We start from the raw sequence: 17,715 nt of genomic DNA, 5'->3' as shown, positions 1-17,715 counted from the left end.
AAGTCACTGTTGGAAGCGTTAAACGCCTCAACGCAACTATTTAACTTTATCATTTCAAATTCTAAAAGTCAACAATCATTTTCAAATACCTTTAACAATTATCTGCTTTCGTTTGAAGCAACATTTAATATAGTACCAAGAATACTTTACTCGGTCAAGGATTTATTTGAAGTTTTCCTTTCGGCTTGCTTAATTCCTAACTACGTATAGAATTTTTATTCATGTGTAGCCTGAATCTTCCAACTCTTTAACTCATCAGCAACACTTTGAAATCCGATGTTATTCTCATTATTGGTCCAATAAAATTTATGATAAACATGAACAGACTCTGGAATTGGATGTCTATGAACATTTACTTTCTGTTTCAGTGCTCGAATCGATAAACTAACGTGGGCATTAGTTGGATCAATATCAACAACCAGACAAGATAGATTCTGACCTATCCTATACAAATCGTTTAAGTCTTTGACAAATTCTTCACTACATTCAGATATATGAACCAGTCCTTTAAAATTCAATTCTTGATTTTCTAAGAAAATTCCATATGTCTTAATACCAGTAATTGTGCCTTGAATAACATCCCCATTCTTTAACATTTTAAACATCTCCTCGTATTATATAATTTGAAACTTTGTTATTTACTCGTATTATATAATTTGAAACTTTGTTATTTACTATTCCCTACTTAGATGTTGCGTGATATTCTCTAATTGTTCATTGGATTTAGGTCCAACTGGTATAGGCTTTCATCTCCTGTAGATTATCTACGTTATAAGCGCGCCGCCCAGACAATTCGAAACACCGCAAACCACAAGCTGTAGCGATTAATTTGATTCGTGTTCACTCGCGTGACACGCAGCTGAATCTTTTAATCTAGTCTTCTTATATTGCGAGGATGCCCGTTAGAGTTGGAATTAGGGAACATCACGCAGCACCTAAGCTTATCCAATTAATTCAAAGTGAAAGGAGGTCCTATCCTATGAATTTATATTTAGGTATTGATGTTGGTAAAAATAAATTAGACTTTTGTGCTTTAGATTCTGATCAACATTGCCGTTTTCAAGATGAAACTACTAATGATCTTAATGGTGCCGTTAAAATTAAACAGGTAATCTTAACTGAGACTAAAACCCACCATTATGAAAAGATAACTGTTGGTATGGAAGCCACCTCGGTCTATAATTTTCATCCGATGACTTTTTTCGCCGAAGATAGCGAGTTACAAGCCTTAGGCTTATCGGTTATCACCATTAACCCCTATACGTCACATCATTTTAGCCAGTTATTTGATGATGGTAAGACGGATGCGATTGATGCCAAACAATTAGCTGATTTGTTACGGATCAAACCACTGGGAACTTCAGTTGCTCGCCAAGAAAACTATGTGGCTTTGCAACGTCTAACACGGGAACGTTATCACTTGGTTAAACAAATGACTGATTCTAAAAATCATTTTTTGAATAATCTTTATTATCGTTGTAATACGTTAGAACGGGAGCTGCCAACATCCGTTTTTGGTTCAACTATGATGACCCTAATTACTGATGAAGAGTTAACCTTGGACGAGGCAGCGGCGCTACCTCTTGATGAATTAGTCACCCATCTTCAACAGTTAGCTCACGGTAAGTTTGGTGATGCCGAAGCCGTTGCTAAAGCTATTAAGAAAGCAACCCGTTCTTCTTATCGCCTATCAAAAGTCGTAACAGATTCTGTTGATGAAATTTTGGCGGTCTATGCGAATGAAATTCGGATGTTAAAAAAACAAATCCAAGTTTTGGATAAAACAATTACACAGATATCTACTCAAATCACAGATATCAATTGTTTAACTAGTGTTCCCGGTATTGGCCCAGTTTATGCGGCTGGTATTGTGGCAGAAATTGGTCAAATTGAACGTTTTCCCGATGAAAGTCATATTGCCAAGTATGCTGGCCTGGCTTGGTTACCACATGAATCAGGCACAAGCGTTCGTCAAGCTACACCACGAACTCGTAAGGGTAATCAATATCTTCGTTATTATCTAGTTGAAGCTGCCAACTCGATAAGACGTTATGATGTTACTTACCAACGCTATTACCACAAAAAATATGAAGAGGTACCCAAGTATCGTCATCGTCGAGCTATTGTCTTGACGGCACGAAAGCTTGTAAGATTGGTGGAAGTCTTGCTTAGAAACCATCAATTTTATATACCACCCAAAGTGGTATAGCTTTCGAGTTTACGATACTGAGTCCCTTCTTAACCCGCTAAATTAACTGTTTTAGTGGGCTGGGGAAGCTATACTCTCAAGAACTGATTAATAATAAAAACAAAGCTTTTTACATACTTGACTTATTACCACAAGGCTTATAATTTCTTATTCCTTATTTTAGCCAATGTCGAAGTATGATACAATACTCCTGTTTCAAAATAACAGTTGGCTTACTGAACACGGAGGAATATTGTGTCATTTCTTATTGATTTTATTTTACATATTGATACGCATTTAGTTTCTATTGTAAGTGCATTTGGTGATTGGACCTATCTCATCTTGTTTGCGATTATTTTCATTGAAACTGGGGCAGTGATTTTACCTTTTCTACCCGGCGATTCACTATTGTTTGCTGCTGCTGCTCTTTCAGCTAATCCCATGTATGGTCTAAATATTTGGATTTTTGTTTTTTTACTTTTCTTGGCAGCCGTACTTGGCGATTCTACTAATTTTTTCATTGGCCGCTGGGTTGGTAATACACTGACTGAACATCATTTGTTCGGTAAGTTTATCAATGAACAAAAACTCGAAGAATCACGTAATTTTCTCAATCATTATGGTAGCATTTCAATAACATTTGCTCGTTATATGCCAATCATCCGGACCTTCGCCCCATTCGTGGCGGGAGGCAGTCAGTTCAAGTATCGTAAATTTATTGTTTTTAATATGCTTGGTGCTTCGACCTGGGTTGCCTTGTGTTGTGGCGCCGGTTACTTCTTCGGAAATTTTCCGATTGTCAAACAGCATTTCTCAGCTATCGTAATTGGAATTATCCTCATTTCGTTAATTCCTATCCTCATTTCATTTTTAAAAGCACGTAAAAGTGCATAAAAAAATAAGCCTTTATATTCACAACCGAATATAAGGCTTATTTTTTGGCTCTATACTTTTTCCTGTTGATGAACTACCAATGTGGTAATCTATTAACAGGATTTTTTTGAAAAAAAAAGAGGCCCACAGGTCCCCACACACAAAAAAATCCACCCACTACAGCATCATCAAAGGATGTGAGAAACCATGAACCCTATAGATAATAATATAAAATTTTCACTCAGTATTAAAGACCCAAATGTTATTTTTTTCAGTTATAAGCATCAATTCATAAAATCAAAACCTGCTAAAGTCTATGTTGCCAATGTAAAAGCCACTTATACAAGGTGTCCTCAATGTGGTTTTGAAAACTTTAGTCATAACGGACACTATGTGTCACGCGTTTCATATCCGTCGGCCAACGCTAGTGAGCCCGTCTATCTTGAACTTCATAAAGAACGATTAATCTGTAAAAATTGTGGAAACTCGGTAATGGCAACAACAGACCTCGTCAATAAGTATTGTAATATTTCCAAAGCTACCAGACAAAAAATATTCATGCATCTTCAGGATGATCGTACTCAGACTAGTATTGCTTTAGACAATAGTGTTTCTCCCAGTACCGTTTGTCGCTATTTAGACAACTATGATGATCTATTTCGGAGAAATTATCATTCTTTACCTGAGCACTTATCTATGGATGAATTTCGTGGTGTTGGCGGCGATTTCCACTTTCTTTGTATTAACGGTGATGGTGATCATGAAATTCAACAGATCCTACCGGATCGCTTTAAACAAACTATTATTGATTACTTTAATAAGTTTGACAGCACCGCTAGAAAGCAAGTAAAGACAGTTTCTCTGGACCTTAATAGTTACTATCAAGATATCGCCAGATTGGTATTTCCAAATGCCAAAATAATTGTCGATCGTTTTCATATTGTTGCGATGATGACTAGATCTTTTAACCAAAGTCGCGTTCAAATTATGAAAGAATACAAGAAACAATCCAAGGAATATCGGATGCTTAAATTCTCCTGGAAACTTTATTTAAAACACTTCGATGAGCTTGAGATTAAAAAAACATTTTTCGATCGACACCTTAGGAAACAAGTAACTCAACTCGAAAGAGTTCAGTTAGGTCTAGATGTTGATGAAAGACTGTTAAATACTTATAACGCCATGCAAGGCATTATGATATGTCTTAAAAATCACGACAAAGATGGTCTTGTTCAATATTTATATAACAACGATAAGCTTAGCTCGCAAATGAAAGATGTTTTAACCACATTTAAAAAGAATCTTGAAATAGTCCTCAATGCCAGTGAATCAAAGTATTCTAATGGTCCAATTGAAGGGATCAATAGAATGATTAAGCAAATTCAAAGAACTGCCTTCGGTTTCCGAAATTATCACCACTTAGTTTCAAGAGTTAAATTACAACAAATGAGAACCAAACCAAACAAAAAGACACTGTTAGAAGTTGCATAACTTCTAACAGTGTCCCAAATTCATCTATCAACAGGATTTGACAAAGAGCCTATTTTTTTATCTGCTTTCTTCCAATCCAAATAAAAATTAGATAAAAACATTCAATAAAAATAAATACTAGTACAAAACACTGTAAAAAGAATTCCTCAGGTAGTGCATTTATAATCGGATCTTTTTGGGGGTCAAACATCCAGTCATCATTTCTAAATAACAATTCATGAAAAACTATAAAAAACTGATTAAACGATATACTCATCATAACTGCCACTAATATAGGAACCACAGCGGCAATCTGTAGTGGTCGAATAACTTGCCAAAGAGATTTTGTTTTAATTAATTCACGGATAAAAAAGAAAAAGATTACTCCTGAAATTACTAAAACAACTTCATTAAGCATAAACAAATTTTTTACGTCTGCAAAGTGTTGCAGTCCTGCACTAGAGCTTGGAAAATCAGTCATTTTTAAATGTTTTATCCATGGAAAACTTAAGTAATAGATTAACTGATGGTAATTATGCATTAACTGTATTTTCGACATATTGACTGTTGCCAACACGTGATACCACTTCAAAGTCCAACTATAAAGAAATGTACAGTTAATAACTAAAAAAATTGACAAAGTGATTCCAAATAAATGAAAAGCACACCACTGCCCAAGCCTACGCCATTTCATACTATTACTTCCATTCATCAAACGACTGAATTTCATGAGTCGGTTGAACTTCTTGCTTCTTTACAAATTCACGGGTTGAAACGCCGGTATACACAAGTAACGTGTCAATACCAAAATTAATTCCAGCCGAAATATCAGTCATGTAATTATCCCCAACCATAACCACATCTTCCTTGGCTAAACCAATTTGTCTAACTGCCTTTTGCATGATGATCGTCTCTGGTTTACCAACATACGTGGCTCTTTGTTGGGTAGCTCGTTCTACCATTCCAATTAAAGAACCCGCTCCTGGAACTAATCCTCGCTCATTAGGCAAATTTGTATCTGCATTTGTTCCAATGAATGTCGCACCTCGTTTTATAGCCAAAGTTGCTAATTCAAATTTATGATAAGTAACATCATAGTCCAATCCAACAACCACCCAGTCTGGATGAACCTCATCAAATGTAAATTTTTTGTTCAAAAGTGCTTGCTTTAACCCTAGTTCACCAATGACATAAACTTTACGCTTGTCGCCAGCTATCCCGTCTAAATAATCAGCGGTTGCCAGTCCAGCTGTATAGACTTCATCGGCCGTGACATTAATATTATGATTATCCCGCAGGTTTTTGGCTACATCTTCTGGTAACTTGGTTGTATTGTTCGTCACAAACAAAAAATCAGTATGTGTATCTTGTAATCGTTTGACAAATCTAGCTGCTGCCGGAATTTGGTCACGACCACGATAAATTGTTCCATCTAAATCAATTAAATATCCTTTATAATCTGAAATCATTTTTTCTTCCTCGTTTAGTCTCTCTTATTGTGAATGAACGTTTGCCTCTTTTATGAACTTCTGTAATTTTATTTTGTCTATGATTAACTGGCTTAGCTTTTTGTTCAGTTATTTTTTCTTCAACAAAAGGTTTCTGTTTGAACTTACGTACCCGCTTATTTGGACGCTTATTTTTACTAGCATTCTTATTGGTTGGCTTTTTGGTTGTTTCCTTTGTCCTCAAACTACGCTGCTTGGCTGGTTTATTTACACTTAAATTTCTTAAAATAAAATAAGCACAACCAAAATTGCAAAATTCCAATAAATAGTCTTGAATAGCACTTTGCTTTTCAGTGTCCTTGGCATTCCGATCGTCGTTGCTATAAAAGCCACGAAGCCGAAGCTGTTCATAACCAATATCACCAACAATATAGTCATACTTGCTTAAAACCGGGCTAAAGCGTTCAGCCAACTGTTCACGATCAAAAGCGCTTCGCTCATCACTAACGAGTTGATACTGGTGACCATTTATCAAAATATTGGCATCGTCTAAAAGATCAACGGTATTAATTACAGGCCGTCTATTTGTTTTTTCGTCACTATCGTCCTTACTCTGAGCATTAGTCATGCGTCTGCCTCCTTTTTCTTTATATTAGCTTATATTTTGTTTCTAACCACGTTTGCCAAAATCCTCAAACTTTCCTTGAACCATTTGCTCAATATCCGTTTCCGAGAATGGTGTTCCAAAGGGAATTTTGTAATTCAAATAATCTTTTTCCGGAGTATCAATACCCACATTTATGTCTTCCTTGATATTTACACTATAATGATGAATATGGCCATGTAAATTAATGATTTGTTTGACAATCCCCATCATCATTGGATAGTGTGTCATATAATATTGCCGATGATTAAACTTAATTAACACTCCCACATCATGAAACTCAAATTTGGGCTTCCCATCTACCATAAAGTTATGACTAGCCAAATATTTGAAAAAAGCACGACTATCATGATTTCCCTTAATTAAAACAAGATGACCATTTAAAGACTTCAATACACTAAAAACTGCTTCGTTTGAAAGTCCTGCTGGATGGGTAAAATAAAGCGCAATATCACCCAAATGATACACCGTATCTGTCGACTTCACTTTGGCATTCCAATTTTTAATAATTCTTTGATTCATAGTTTCAACATCTGGAAATGGGCGCGGGGCAAAATCATTATCACCCAACAAATCCTTATGAAAAAAATGTGTATCAGCTGTAAAAAAATTCAAAACAATCCCTCATTTTCAATGTGTTCCATTCCAGTATATAACACTCGGCTAAAAACTGGTTAATTTTTCTTTATTATGCTTAATTTACAATAAAAAACGAGAAAAATTTACTTTCTCCCGTTTTATTGATCCCTTTTAATTGTATGTTTCTTCTTTTTCCTCATAATGTAAATACAGTTCAGAACCGCAAACCAAAGTAACGAACCAATCAATGCGATCAGTGTATCAACCTTTAATATCAACACAAAACCAACAAAGGTTAAAAAAATCAATACAATATAATCACTATATGGATACCAAGGCATCTTAAACTTCACATCAGTATGCGTTGTATTTTTTAATTGCTTACGGTACTTCAGGTGTGCTAGCACAATTGCGCCCCAAATAAATAGAAAACAAGTTGTAGCAACACTAGATATAAATGTAAAGACTTTTCCAGGAACAAAAATATTTAAAATAACTGCTAAAGCGATTACTAGCGCCGAAACCAATATAGCATTAGCCGGTACTTGAGTATGCGATAACCGACCTAATTTCTTACCTACTTTTGACTTACTCCCGTAACTTAACGAAAATAACATTCTTCCTGTCGTAAATAACGCACTATTACAAGCAGATGCTGCTGCAGTTAATACTACAAAATTTATAATTGCCGCTGTCCCTTTAATGCCAATGTTTTGAAAAACTTGGACAAAGGGACTAGAGGTTGGTGAGATATATTTCCATGGAAATATGGCCATCAAGAAAAATAAGGCTCCCACATAAAACAATCCAATTCGCATTGGAATATCATTTATTGCCTCAGGAATTACCTTGCGAGGATCTTGTGTTTCTGCCGCTGTCATGCCAACCATTTCAACACCAACAAAAGCAAAAACTACCATTTGAAATGACAAAATAAACCCTTTAATCCCTTTAGGAAAGAAGCCACCAAAGGCCACTAAATTTGAAAGTGAAGCATGTCCGACAGAAGTTTTGTAATGTATAAAGACTAGTACGATTCCAGTTATTATGAGCATTAAAATTGCAGCAATTTTAATGATGGAAAACCAAAACTCCGTCTCACCAAAAAGTTCTACAGTAATTAGATTCATGACTAATAAAACTAACAAAATCACAAATCCTGGAATCCACTGTGGTAAGTTTGGAAACCAAAAATGCATGTATAATCCAGCAGCAGTGATCTCAGCCATTGCAATCGTGACCCAACAGACCCAATAAGTCCAACCTGTCACGAATCCCACTTGTTTGCCTAAATATTTTGTAACAAAATCCACAAAAGAAGTTGAATACAAATCGGAAAGAAGCAGCTCTCCCAATGCTCTCATTAACCAGAAACAAACTATTCCGGTAATCGCATAAGCCAACAAAATTGATGGCCCAGCTAAGTGAATGGATTGCCCAGCCCCCAAGAAAAGTCCTGTCCCAATTGTCCCACCAATTGCAATTAGCTGAACATGTCGGCTTTTTAAACCCCTTGATAAATTTTGATCTTCATTTTCACTCATAGTGCCTCCATAAATCCCATTATATGCATATAATTGCCATATACTTTTAATTAATCATACCGGAATTATCGAATTAAGTAAAACCTAGATCAAAAATTTTGACGATGCCATTGTTTAATTTCAGCTAAAAACTTTTTCATTTCTTTTTGTTTTTTAAACGATGGAAAATCTCCTAACAAAACCTGTGGGACCTGTTTGGCCTGTTCCCCATAATTTTGCATTATAAGAATTGATTTCTGCAAACTCGCATTAGTAAATAGGTCCTTTGGTAAGTTCAAAAAGCCTTGTAAATAAACTTTATTCTTAAAGAATTTCAATAGATTAGCCGCTTGCTCTGTTTGAAACAGGTTACTTGGTACCAGGAAGATTCCAAAGCCTCCTGGGACAACATGATTCATTGCTTGTTCAATTAACAAATGATGTACATAAGAGTGTCCTTCAGTACTGTGGGTTTCATAATTTTTCACACGATGATCAATTGGATAGTATCCAACCGGTAAATCAGAAACTGCCACATCTGCAGCATTAAATACCAATTGGTCTAAGGCATCTTGATGATATAAATCAATATCAAGTCCCTGCAGTCTAGAATTAATATCTGCCATGGCTAACATTGAATCATCATTATCAACACCGATCCCAGTTATTTTAGTATCTGCATGATTACGATAAATATCATTTATGATTGTCGTAAGTAAATTTGCCGTTCCAACTGCAGGATCAAACACCGTCAGTACATCACTAGTCTGCAATAATTCTTGCAATAAATAAGCAAATAGCATCCCTATTGTATCTGGTGTCATCTGATGATTTGCTTGAATATGATCTTGTTGTGATGCTTTCAAAATTGCTAATTGAATAGCTTGCCGGATAACTTCTGGATCAAGCTGTTTAATGTTGGCCTCGCTATAAAAATGCTCTAAATTATTTTTTTCTATTGTACTAGGTTTCCCATTCTCAGTCCGAACCTCACCAGAAATCAAATTATCTCCCGTTTCAATTAAGGCATCCAAATAAGACGTATCGAGTTCTCGCATCAGAGTTTCTGTGCTTTCGTCAATTATATTAAATAGTTGTTCAATTTCACCATTATTCGTAATCTTTCACCTCGTCATTAACTTAAACTACTCAAATAGTTTAACACGAAAACAACTACTTTGGCATTTATAGCGGTTGCACTCCTAACGAAAAACAAAAACGATCCTGATTTTTTAATATAACCACAATTTGCTTACCATCTACCTTTGCAATCCCCATGTTCGATACGATGCTTTGTTTCGTTTTATCAGTTTTTCTTTTTAAAATCAAAATATTACACAACGTGCGCCCTTCATTCGCAGCTATTATTTTTGATTGAGTTGCAATATTTGCCTGTCGATTTTTCTCGATTTGAAAAACCATGCCGCTATAGATGGTTAATAAAATAATCGCACTCAACAAAACATAACCAGACTTATTTTTTTGGAATATATACATTCTCTTTTTTTATTTCTCCGTTTTTAAATTTTATTTGAAGTTTCAAAAAAGGTTCTTGATAATCAAAATTAACTATTTCCACATGAACGATTAACGGAACGTACCCTGGCGAAAATCGTAATTCATCTTGGTATTTTTCTAATTTATAAACTTTATTTTCGGTAACACTATCTAAATAAACATAGTTGTTTTTACTACTTTTGTATTTAAAACCGTGCTTTGCCGATTCCAATTCACTTACCAATAATTGCCAATTTGCTGAATTACTTTGTTGTGAAATTGAGACATTCATCAACCTACTACCAAACGATATAAGCTGATAAATCATTCCCAACACGACCAATGAAGCCAGTACTTCAATTAGCGTAAATCCTGCTTTTTTATTCAAAATTTATTTTCCTTACGACAATATTTTCAGAATTTCTGAGAATAAATAAATTTGGTTTTTGTTCAATTACACTATGACCAACTTGAATCTTTTTAGACTCATTCTTTTTAAACAGTCGACTCCCTTCTAACATTTGGCGACTTATCTCAACTTGTTTTTCCAGTTGCTTTTCTATTTGTTTTTCCCTTTGAACACAATTGTGTAAAAGTACCAAAGAAATACTGATCAATCCCAACGCAACAAGTGCCTCACTAAAAATAAAACCATTTTTATTCCTTTTTAACATGGTAAACGCCCCATCCCAATTGAACAGTCATTCGATACGTACATTTATCAAGGTCAGAACTGAAAGCAATAGTTTGCGGTTTAACATAGCCATCACTGCCAATTTTTACCTCACGATTACTGAATAATGAAAGAGTTACTGGTAATTTAACCTCACAACTTTTTTTATCAAATGTTTTCAAAGGCCTGAAACTAACTTTGTTTCTACTTTTATCAAAAGAAATATAAGTAACCACACCTTCTAAATTGGCGAACTGTTCATACTTTTTCCATTCTCTATCAAATGTCACCCAAAATTCTTTTTCTTGTTGTTTAGCAAGTACCCTTTTAAAACTCACGGTTCCGGCCGATAGTAGTAAAGAAACTACTGTTAAAACAACTAACGATTCAATTAGAGTGAAGCCTCTCTTTACTTTGCTCATAGTTAGAACTAATTAACTGCTTTATTGTCTTTAATCGTAATATTGTTTTCTTTTGCCTGATCTACTTGTTTATCGGTTAAATAACCCTTTTCTTCTAATTCTTCAAGCGAAGCCGGTAATTTTTGATGTTCATTTTCATATAGATCAACCTGGGTTTGAACCACTTCAACCATGGCATTTCCATGAATCTTTTTTGCATTATTTCGTTGTTGGGCAATGTTTGGCAGCACAATTAAAATTAAAAGCGAAATAATAAATAGGACCACAGTCATTTCAATCAAAGTAAAGCCTTTTTTAAAACGTTGTTCTTTTTTCATTTATAAACACCCTCCATTGAGTGATACATTGGCAGTAACATACTTAAATACATTAAAACAATTACCAGGCCAATCAGCAAAAACATAAGTGGTTGAATCAATCCAATTAACCTTTCAATCTGTTTTGTCAGCTTTTGATACTTAATTTTAGAAAACATCACTAATTCTTGTCCTAGACCCTCCGCCGTATTTCCTTTATTCATTAAAACATTGAGTTCCTCAGGGATAAACGGATAACGTTTAACAAAGGATGAAGTTTTTCTTCCTTCTGATAACTGTTTTTCAAGGGCCGTCCCAATTTGATAAAGTAATGATGTCGAAGAAAAATTTGCTAACATCGCACAGATACTTTTAATTCCTAGACCACTTTTTAGCAACATGGCCAAGTTCAAAGACAAATAGTAATGACAATAAGTTCGATACACATTACCAACGATCGGAATACGACAAATAACCTCAACTCGTTTCACAATTGGTTTCTTTAAAAATCTTTTTATATAAATATAAAGACACCCAATTAAAGTAACCAAAGCTATAAAAATAAGGACATTGGAAAACTTGATTTTGTGCACTTGCGTCGCAGAATTCCATAAACTAAGCTCCGGGAAAATATAGATTTTCATCCCTACTAGTAATGCTCCCAAAAACGTAAGTAATAAAAACGGATATTCAAGCAACTGAAGCAACTTAGTTTGTTGTTTTTGTTTCGCAGTTAGATAAGTTCCCAGCGCTTGTAAGCTCACCGACAAATCACCATGTTTCTCCGAAATTAAAACTTGGTAGTAGATATTCTCGTTCAAGAACGGCTTAATCGCCATTGAAAAAGGATCTCCATGTTCTAAAGTGGCTATTATTTGGTCAATTTGTTTTGCTTTGCGTGGAATTATAACTTTTATAAAATTTAGTGCTTCACCTAAACTAAAACCAACTCTCAACAAATCAGCTAGCAACATAAAAAACTTAGCTTGAGTTTTAATCGAAAATTTACCCTTCTTGATATTCCAATAGTGTTTCCTCTGAAATATTATGCTCTTGATATTCTTTTTCAAGACAATCTCCCCATGTTGACGTCATTTTTTGATTAGGCTCTCCAGAAAAAGCTTCTTTTAGTTCTTCACCCTCCATAATGTCGAAAAGGGCCGCAACTTCTCCTTTCCGAACAGGGATCAGTCGTTGATATGCAATTCCGCTCAAAGCCTGCTGTAACATATCGGCATCCACGTTTAGTTGCTGCAATCGTCTAATAACCCCAAATGCATTTTGTGCATGAACTGTACTTAAAACTAAATGACCGCTTAACGCTGCCTTTACCGCTACATTTGCAGTATGCTCATCTCGAATTTCACCAATGATAAAAATATCTGGTCGATGCCTCAAACCAACTTTCAAAAGCTGCTCATATGTCATTTCCGCACGATTATTAACTTGAAGCTGTAAAAATTTTTCTTCCAGAATTTCAACCGGATCTTCAATAGTCATAACTACTTTTTCTTGGGCCAAGTAACGCGCCAATTGGTAAATTGAAGTTGTTTTTCCAGAACCCATTGGACCCGAAAACAAAAGCAATCCTTTCTTATTGGATAATTCAACCAGTTTTTCCCACTGAAAGGGCTCTAGGTGCTGAATATGGGCACCTTCAACAGGATAGATGAATCGGATGACCATCGACTCGCGATTTAAAAAATCGCCAACTGACGAGAGTCGCAGATGAACCACAGAATCTTTTTGATGCCAATAATATGCCCCTGTTTGGGGTCTCCTTTTTTCGCTCAAAGCCATATCTGCTTGAAACTTAAAAAATGCAATTAATTGTTCTCCTGTTTGCTGTGAAACCTCTTGAATAATGTGACATTGATTTAAATGTTTATACATAATCTGGTATTCATCCAACCTAGGTAACATGTACAAATCAGTTGCTCGTTTTTCAATACAAGTTGTCATAAATTTCTGAACGTAGTCCTCTAGTTTCATAACTATCTCCCCCACACAATTAAGATACGTAAAAACTAGTTATTTTTTTATTTTTTTGCAAAAAAAAATCAAGTTCATTATGAACTTGATTTAACAAACCTATTTAGTTAACTACTCTTCTTCAGGAAGCTCCGCTGCTTCGTAAACTTCAGAAACATCATCATCGTCTTCCAGCTCATCGATCAAACCTTGATATTGAGTAATTTTCTCCTCGGGAACTGGGGTCTCGTTTTCAGGGATCATGGTTAGTTCGGCAGTTGCCAACTTATATCCTGCTTTTTCCAACGCATCCCTAACTTGTGCCAATGCCTTAGAGTCAGTGTAAATCTCAAATGCATCATCAGACGTTTGAATGTCATCGGCACCAGCGTCTAAAGCATCCATCATCATCGTATCTTCATCGGTATCATTGTCCTCGCGAGAAATAACAATGTATCCCTTCCGATCAAACATGTAAGAAACTGAACCACTTGCGCCCAAAGCACCACCATGATGAGTAAATGCTGAACGAATTGCAGCTGCTGTTCGGTTCTTATTATCAGTTAAGGTTTCCACGATAATTGCTGTACCACCAGGCCCATATCCTTCATACGTAATTTCTTCGTACGCAGCACCGCCGACACCAGAACCTTTGTCCACAGCACGTTTAATATTTTCTTTTGGCATGTTTGCAGCCCGTGCTTTATCCATCATCAAACGTAATTGAGGATTTCCGGAAGGGTCAGGACCCCCAGCTTTGACTGCCATATAAATTTCACGCGAAATTCTTTGAAAGATTTTTCCACGTTTTGAATCCTGAGCGTTTTTACGACCCTGAATATTGTGCCACTTAGAATGTCCTGACATTTCCAAACTCCTCTTTTCTATATATTGAATTTTTATTGTTAGTAAAACCTTATCTAGTATAGTAAACAACAGTGTTTTTGGCAAGCTCTTTTAATCACCTTGTTAGGCCATTGCGCCATCTTTTAACCTATTTTGGTTAAGAATGCATACGTTACCACATTTATTAGTCTTTTTTTAGTTCGATCTTTTAATATCTATTTGTTCAAACTAATAATTATAAAAAATCGATATCTCGCACTAAATATCATGCTGGTATCGATCCGTTATTTTAAACTATATTAATTAAAGGCTCGTTTAACCCCGGCAATTGATGTATGCGAATTAGAACGAATCCCGGAAACTTGAATATGGTTCGGCCAGGATTCAATAATTCGATTACCACCAAGATAAATTGCAACGTGGTAAATAGAACGGGTGCCTGGTTCATAGTAGAAAATCAAATCTCCTCGTTTACGACCAGCATACGAAACTCGTCTCAATTTCGATGTTGACCAAAGATTGCGGCTATTCCATTCATTACCTGGGTAAGCATGGTGAATCGATGAAACAACAGAATTCATATTCAAACCACCTGCATATAGCGACTGCATAACCAACCCCGAACAATCCGTCCCATATGTCGGTGTGGATGAAGCTCCAACGATGTAAGCTCGTCCTAAATAGCGATACGCTTGCTTGATTTCAGCATTTACATGGGCACTTCGCCCCTGCCATGTACGGGCATAAAGTGGCGCTGCATACGAATCAATAGATTTCCATGAGGATTTACTAAAACCTAATTTTTCCCAGGTTGCCAAATTAACATCCCCAGTTGCACTTAAGCGATGTCCCCGTTGAAACCTTTTAACTGCAGAAACTGTCGTACTATTATAAGTGGCATATTCATACCAACTACGACCGCCAATTCCTAATTGACGTTTTACTTTCCAGGTTTTTACCCCTTCATACCCTCGTTTTAAAGTATAACCAATTGTACCGGCGGGTTTAATTTTTGAATTTTGGACCTGAAAATATTTTTTTGGATTTTGATAGCCCTTAGAATTCGCCACCCATTCTCGATTAGAAGTAATATATTCTCCATTGCTAGTTTTAAGCATTGGTCTTCCCGCTTTAGTATAAGCAACACTAAGAATATGTGCATAATTTCCTTTGGATAAATATTTGTTAGCTTTGGTAGCTATTGGCGAACGATAATATCCAACTTTATGCAAAACCTTGATAATCGACATTGATGGTTTCACATAGTAATACTTTTTATAGGTCGAAATTAATTTTTGAACACTGGCAGTATCTGCCGTTATATATTTACCGGTTGATAATTGGAATCGATATAATCCTTTTGTATTTTTCGTTAAAGATTTAATTTTTACAACTTTATTTTTTTTTAAAATGGCAACTTTTGTTGTACTATCTAAATCTCCGTATTCATTAGTCGTTTTCTTAATTAAACCTGTACTAAATTTGCTTGTAATTACTTTTGCTTGTACTGATTTTTCATTGACACTACTAATTGTTAACAAACTCAACACCACTGCACTCCCCAGTGCAATTTTTCTAATATCCATTTTCTATCCCCCAAAAATTAACTTATATAAAAACTTAATAACTAATTGCGCGGTAAGCATCCCGTTTACGATAACTATGTAACTTACTAACCGTCATACTCAACTGTTTGCCCGTCCACGGATCATTAAAATAAACAAGTGAAGAACTGTACCCAATAATTGTAATGGCATGATTAATCTTAGTGTTTATGCCTCCATAGCCACTAATCCAAACCACAACAGGATGTTTTTTATTAATTTGCTTTTTTATTGAATTAAAACTAGACCCTGTCATATTTATCACTGACTTTGTGTATTTCTTAACCGTCTTCATCAAAGCAGGAGGATAAACCCACCAACCACTTTTGGAATAAGGACTACCAATAAATCCTTTATTTCCATCTTTTGTTTTGGTTCGAGGCATCTCTTTTGCTAACTTCATCTTACTGACCTTGGCCCCGGCATAATTAACCATCATCGTAACTGCTGTTATTTCACAACCCGTGGGTAATTGCAGATTCTGTGAAATGCGTTTAACATTCAACATAACTTTCTTAGTCAGGTAGCCGCTCCAAATCCACCCAGCATGTTTCTTGCTATCCTGAATATAATAATAAGTAACTCGATGCTTTTTGGTATTTACCACATTCTTTTTCTTGGTTACGTACCAAGTAGTATTAGGATAATTTTTCAAAGCATGCGTTGCTTTAAATTTAGCATCATAACTTGGTCCGGAAATATGATAAGTTTTCCCGGATGTCGATTTACGATAATAGATAGCTTTCTTCATGTTCGAGGTAGAACCTATGGTTTGAACCGCTTTTTCATTTAAATACCCATGCCAAACCCAGCCACTCTGCGAACCAGTTTCAGATCTAACAAAAAAATATAAAGCTGTTTTCTGATCAGCTTTAACTACATAGCGGTACTGATTAACTACCCATGTGGTTTTCATATAGTTCTTTAGTTGATGAGTTGCCTTGCTAAATTGCCCATGTGTCCCACTACCGGCCAGGTTATATGTGGCACCTGCTTGAGATTTATTTACATACGCCTTAGCCTTTACCTTAGTTACTTTTTTTAAAGTAACATATTTTTTTGCTTTTGTTACCGGCCGACTTGAAACTGACACTTTAGCTGAAGTAGTACTAGCTTGAGAATTACTTTCTGGTACAGCCTTTCTCTCTTTAAATGTTGGGATTTTTGGGTGCGATTTGATAGAAGCTGGCTTGGAAACACTAGCTACAGAACTGGCAGAACTCGTTGGGTTCTTGCTTACCATCGAATCGCTCGAACTCGATTCTTCTGTGCTTACTTGACTGGGATTCCTACTTTGAGCGCTATAACCGTTTGTGCTAATCCGAGAATTTTCAGAAGAGCTTACAGCCGTATCAGCATAAATGGCCTGACCACTTACCCCAAATGACGCAAAAATAATACTGAATAATACGACTTTTTTTAATATATTAGCCATCTCCTTATGGTTTATAAACAAATTGATTATAATCTACTGTTTTCTTAAATACAACTGGACTCACGTAAAAATCATGTTCCTACTTTTAAAAAAAAATCACCGTTTGCCTACAGCTTTTTCACCCAGCCCTACCACTGTTTCAGCTTTCTGTAAAAAAAGATTCCTCTAAAGGAATCCCAACACTTATCATACTTGCTTGAATATAAAATTTTATTAGCCTTTTTTG

General features: G+C 35.6%; 20 protein-coding genes. 3 read left to right on the top strand and 17 right to left on the bottom strand.

Going from position 1 to position 17,715, the window contains the following annotated elements:
- Positions 1–215 precede the first annotated feature (215 nt).
- The gene (locus ACLHK8_RS10395; protein WP_063696521.1) at positions 216–596 is read right to left on the bottom strand and encodes a S1 RNA-binding domain-containing protein; all 381 of its coding nucleotides are present in this window, start codon (positions 594–596) and stop codon (positions 216–218) included.
- 383 nt (positions 597–979) lie between these two features.
- Between ACLHK8_RS10395 and ACLHK8_RS10390 the strand changes: the two genes are divergently transcribed.
- The 3 genes from ACLHK8_RS10390 to ACLHK8_RS10380 all read left to right on the top strand — a co-directional run bounded on the left by ACLHK8_RS10390 (position 980) and on the right by ACLHK8_RS10380 (position 4,552).
- Positions 980–2,209 (top strand): IS110 family transposase, encoded by a 1,230-nt coding sequence (locus ACLHK8_RS10390; RefSeq protein ID WP_057775612.1) that lies wholly within the window; start codon positions 980–982, stop codon positions 2,207–2,209.
- Between the two features lie 234 nt (positions 2,210–2,443).
- Complete coding sequence (locus ACLHK8_RS10385; RefSeq protein ID WP_057775152.1) at positions 2,444–3,082, top strand: VTT domain-containing protein; 639 nt, start codon at positions 2,444–2,446, stop codon at positions 3,080–3,082.
- 186 nt (positions 3,083–3,268) lie between these two features.
- On the top strand, positions 3,269–4,552 hold the full coding sequence (locus tag ACLHK8_RS10380; RefSeq protein WP_010620868.1) for an ISL3 family transposase: 1,284 nt from the start codon (positions 3,269–3,271) through the stop codon (positions 4,550–4,552).
- Between the two features lie 49 nt (positions 4,553–4,601).
- On the opposite strand, the gene ACLHK8_RS10375 is transcribed toward ACLHK8_RS10380, so the two are convergent.
- The 16 genes from ACLHK8_RS10375 to ACLHK8_RS10300 all read right to left on the bottom strand — a co-directional run bounded on the left by ACLHK8_RS10375 (position 4,602) and on the right by ACLHK8_RS10300 (position 17,489).
- Entirely contained in the window at positions 4,602–5,225 is a 624-nt protein-coding gene (locus tag ACLHK8_RS10375; protein WP_057775149.1) for a TIGR01906 family membrane protein, read from the bottom strand.
- A 4-nt stretch (positions 5,226–5,229) separates the two neighbouring features.
- A complete protein-coding gene (locus tag ACLHK8_RS10370; protein ID WP_057775147.1) occupies positions 5,230–6,000 on the bottom strand; it encodes a TIGR01457 family HAD-type hydrolase in 771 nt (256 codons plus the stop codon).
- Positions 5,984–6,607 carry a YutD family protein gene (locus ACLHK8_RS10365; RefSeq protein WP_063697876.1) on the bottom strand — a complete coding sequence of 208 codons (624 nt, stop codon included), beginning with the start codon at positions 6,605–6,607 and terminating at the stop codon, positions 5,984–5,986. Before ACLHK8_RS10365 ends, ACLHK8_RS10370 begins: the two co-directional genes overlap by 17 nt.
- 42 nt (positions 6,608–6,649) lie before the next feature.
- A complete protein-coding gene (locus ACLHK8_RS10360) occupies positions 6,650–7,258 on the bottom strand; it encodes a metallophosphoesterase family protein (protein WP_057775141.1) in 609 nt (202 codons plus the stop codon).
- A 122-nt stretch (positions 7,259–7,380) separates the two neighbouring features.
- The gene (locus ACLHK8_RS10355; protein ID WP_057775138.1) at positions 7,381–8,766 is read right to left on the bottom strand and encodes an amino acid permease; all 1,386 of its coding nucleotides are present in this window, start codon (positions 8,764–8,766) and stop codon (positions 7,381–7,383) included.
- Between the two features lie 89 nt (positions 8,767–8,855).
- A complete protein-coding gene (locus ACLHK8_RS10350) occupies positions 8,856–9,848 on the bottom strand; it encodes a class I SAM-dependent methyltransferase (protein ID WP_406827455.1) in 993 nt (330 codons plus the stop codon).
- Positions 9,849–9,930: 82 nt separating this feature from the next.
- A complete protein-coding gene (locus ACLHK8_RS10345) occupies positions 9,931–10,203 on the bottom strand; it encodes a hypothetical protein (protein WP_156406538.1) in 273 nt (90 codons plus the stop codon).
- Between the two features lie 16 nt (positions 10,204–10,219).
- Positions 10,220–10,630 carry a competence type IV pilus minor pilin ComGF gene (locus ACLHK8_RS10340; RefSeq protein WP_063697880.1) on the bottom strand — a complete coding sequence of 137 codons (411 nt, stop codon included), beginning with the start codon at positions 10,628–10,630 and terminating at the stop codon, positions 10,220–10,222.
- The gene (locus ACLHK8_RS10335) at positions 10,623–10,916 is read right to left on the bottom strand and encodes a hypothetical protein (protein WP_057775125.1); all 294 of its coding nucleotides are present in this window, start codon (positions 10,914–10,916) and stop codon (positions 10,623–10,625) included. Before ACLHK8_RS10335 ends, ACLHK8_RS10340 begins: the two co-directional genes overlap by 8 nt.
- On the bottom strand, positions 10,900–11,337 hold the full coding sequence (locus tag ACLHK8_RS10330; RefSeq protein ID WP_057775124.1) for a prepilin-type N-terminal cleavage/methylation domain-containing protein: 438 nt from the start codon (positions 11,335–11,337) through the stop codon (positions 10,900–10,902). Before ACLHK8_RS10330 ends, ACLHK8_RS10335 begins: the two co-directional genes overlap by 17 nt.
- A gap of 8 nt (positions 11,338–11,345) precedes the next feature.
- Positions 11,346–11,654 carry a competence type IV pilus major pilin ComGC gene (gene comGC, locus ACLHK8_RS10325; protein ID WP_057775121.1) on the bottom strand — a complete coding sequence of 103 codons (309 nt, stop codon included), beginning with the start codon at positions 11,652–11,654 and terminating at the stop codon, positions 11,346–11,348.
- A complete protein-coding gene (gene comGB, locus ACLHK8_RS10320; RefSeq protein WP_156486339.1) occupies positions 11,651–12,703 on the bottom strand; it encodes a competence type IV pilus assembly protein ComGB in 1,053 nt (350 codons plus the stop codon). Before comGB ends, comGC begins: the two co-directional genes overlap by 4 nt.
- Positions 12,639–13,625: a competence type IV pilus ATPase ComGA gene (comGA, locus tag ACLHK8_RS10315; protein ID WP_063697886.1), complete on the bottom strand. Its 987-nt coding sequence runs from the start codon at positions 13,623–13,625 to the stop codon at positions 12,639–12,641. The genes comGB and comGA overlap by 65 nt, the downstream gene beginning before the upstream one ends.
- Positions 13,626–13,736: 111 nt before the next feature.
- Complete coding sequence (locus ACLHK8_RS10310; protein WP_057775114.1) at positions 13,737–14,471, bottom strand: YebC/PmpR family DNA-binding transcriptional regulator; 735 nt, start codon at positions 14,469–14,471, stop codon at positions 13,737–13,739.
- A gap of 278 nt (positions 14,472–14,749) precedes the next feature.
- Positions 14,750–16,036, bottom strand: coding sequence for a DUF5776 domain-containing protein (locus ACLHK8_RS10305; RefSeq protein ID WP_063697889.1), 1,287 nt, complete (start codon positions 16,034–16,036; stop codon positions 14,750–14,752).
- A gap of 34 nt (positions 16,037–16,070) precedes the next feature.
- A complete protein-coding gene (locus ACLHK8_RS10300; protein WP_063697892.1) occupies positions 16,071–17,489 on the bottom strand; it encodes a C39 family peptidase in 1,419 nt (472 codons plus the stop codon).
- Between the last annotated feature and the right edge of the window lie 226 nt (positions 17,490–17,715).

The sequence above is a fragment of the Pediococcus sp. M21F004 genome (assembly GCF_051122535.1).
Taxonomy (GTDB): Bacteria; Bacillota; Bacilli; order Lactobacillales; family Lactobacillaceae; genus Pediococcus; species Pediococcus inopinatus.
The sequence above is the reverse complement of the archived record's forward strand: the minus strand, read 5'-3'. Positions and strand labels throughout refer to the sequence as shown.

Excerpts from the sequence above, each read along its gene's own strand:
- ACLHK8_RS10395 (WP_063696521.1), bottom strand. The coding sequence starts at position 596 with ATGTTAAAGAATGGGGATGTTATTCAAGGCACAATTACTGGTATTAAG.
- ACLHK8_RS10390 (WP_057775612.1), top strand. The coding sequence starts at position 980 with ATGAATTTATATTTAGGTATTGATGTTGGTAAAAATAAATTAGACTTT.
- ACLHK8_RS10380 (WP_010620868.1), top strand. The coding sequence starts at position 3,269 with ATGAACCCTATAGATAATAATATAAAATTTTCACTCAGTATTAAAGAC.
- ACLHK8_RS10375 (WP_057775149.1), bottom strand. The coding sequence starts at position 5,225 with ATGAAATGGCGTAGGCTTGGGCAGTGGTGTGCTTTTCATTTATTTGGA.
- ACLHK8_RS10370 (WP_057775147.1), bottom strand. The coding sequence starts at position 6,000 with ATGATTTCAGATTATAAAGGATATTTAATTGATTTAGATGGAACAATT.
- ACLHK8_RS10365 (WP_063697876.1), bottom strand. The coding sequence starts at position 6,607 with ATGACTAATGCTCAGAGTAAGGACGATAGTGACGAAAAAACAAATAGA.
- ACLHK8_RS10355 (WP_057775138.1), bottom strand. The coding sequence starts at position 8,766 with ATGAGTGAAAATGAAGATCAAAATTTATCAAGGGGTTTAAAAAGCCGA.
- ACLHK8_RS10335 (WP_057775125.1), bottom strand. The coding sequence starts at position 10,916 with ATGTTAAAAAGGAATAAAAATGGTTTTATTTTTAGTGAGGCACTTGTT.
- ACLHK8_RS10330 (WP_057775124.1), bottom strand. The coding sequence starts at position 11,337 with ATGAGCAAAGTAAAGAGAGGCTTCACTCTAATTGAATCGTTAGTTGTT.
- comGC (WP_057775121.1), bottom strand. The coding sequence starts at position 11,654 with ATGAAAAAAGAACAACGTTTTAAAAAAGGCTTTACTTTGATTGAAATG.
- comGA (WP_063697886.1), bottom strand. The coding sequence starts at position 13,625 with ATGAAACTAGAGGACTACGTTCAGAAATTTATGACAACTTGTATTGAA.
- ACLHK8_RS10310 (WP_057775114.1), bottom strand. The coding sequence starts at position 14,471 with ATGTCAGGACATTCTAAGTGGCACAATATTCAGGGTCGTAAAAACGCT.
- ACLHK8_RS10305 (WP_063697889.1), bottom strand. The coding sequence starts at position 16,036 with ATGGATATTAGAAAAATTGCACTGGGGAGTGCAGTGGTGTTGAGTTTG.
- ACLHK8_RS10300 (WP_063697892.1), bottom strand. The coding sequence starts at position 17,489 with ATGGCTAATATATTAAAAAAAGTCGTATTATTCAGTATTATTTTTGCG.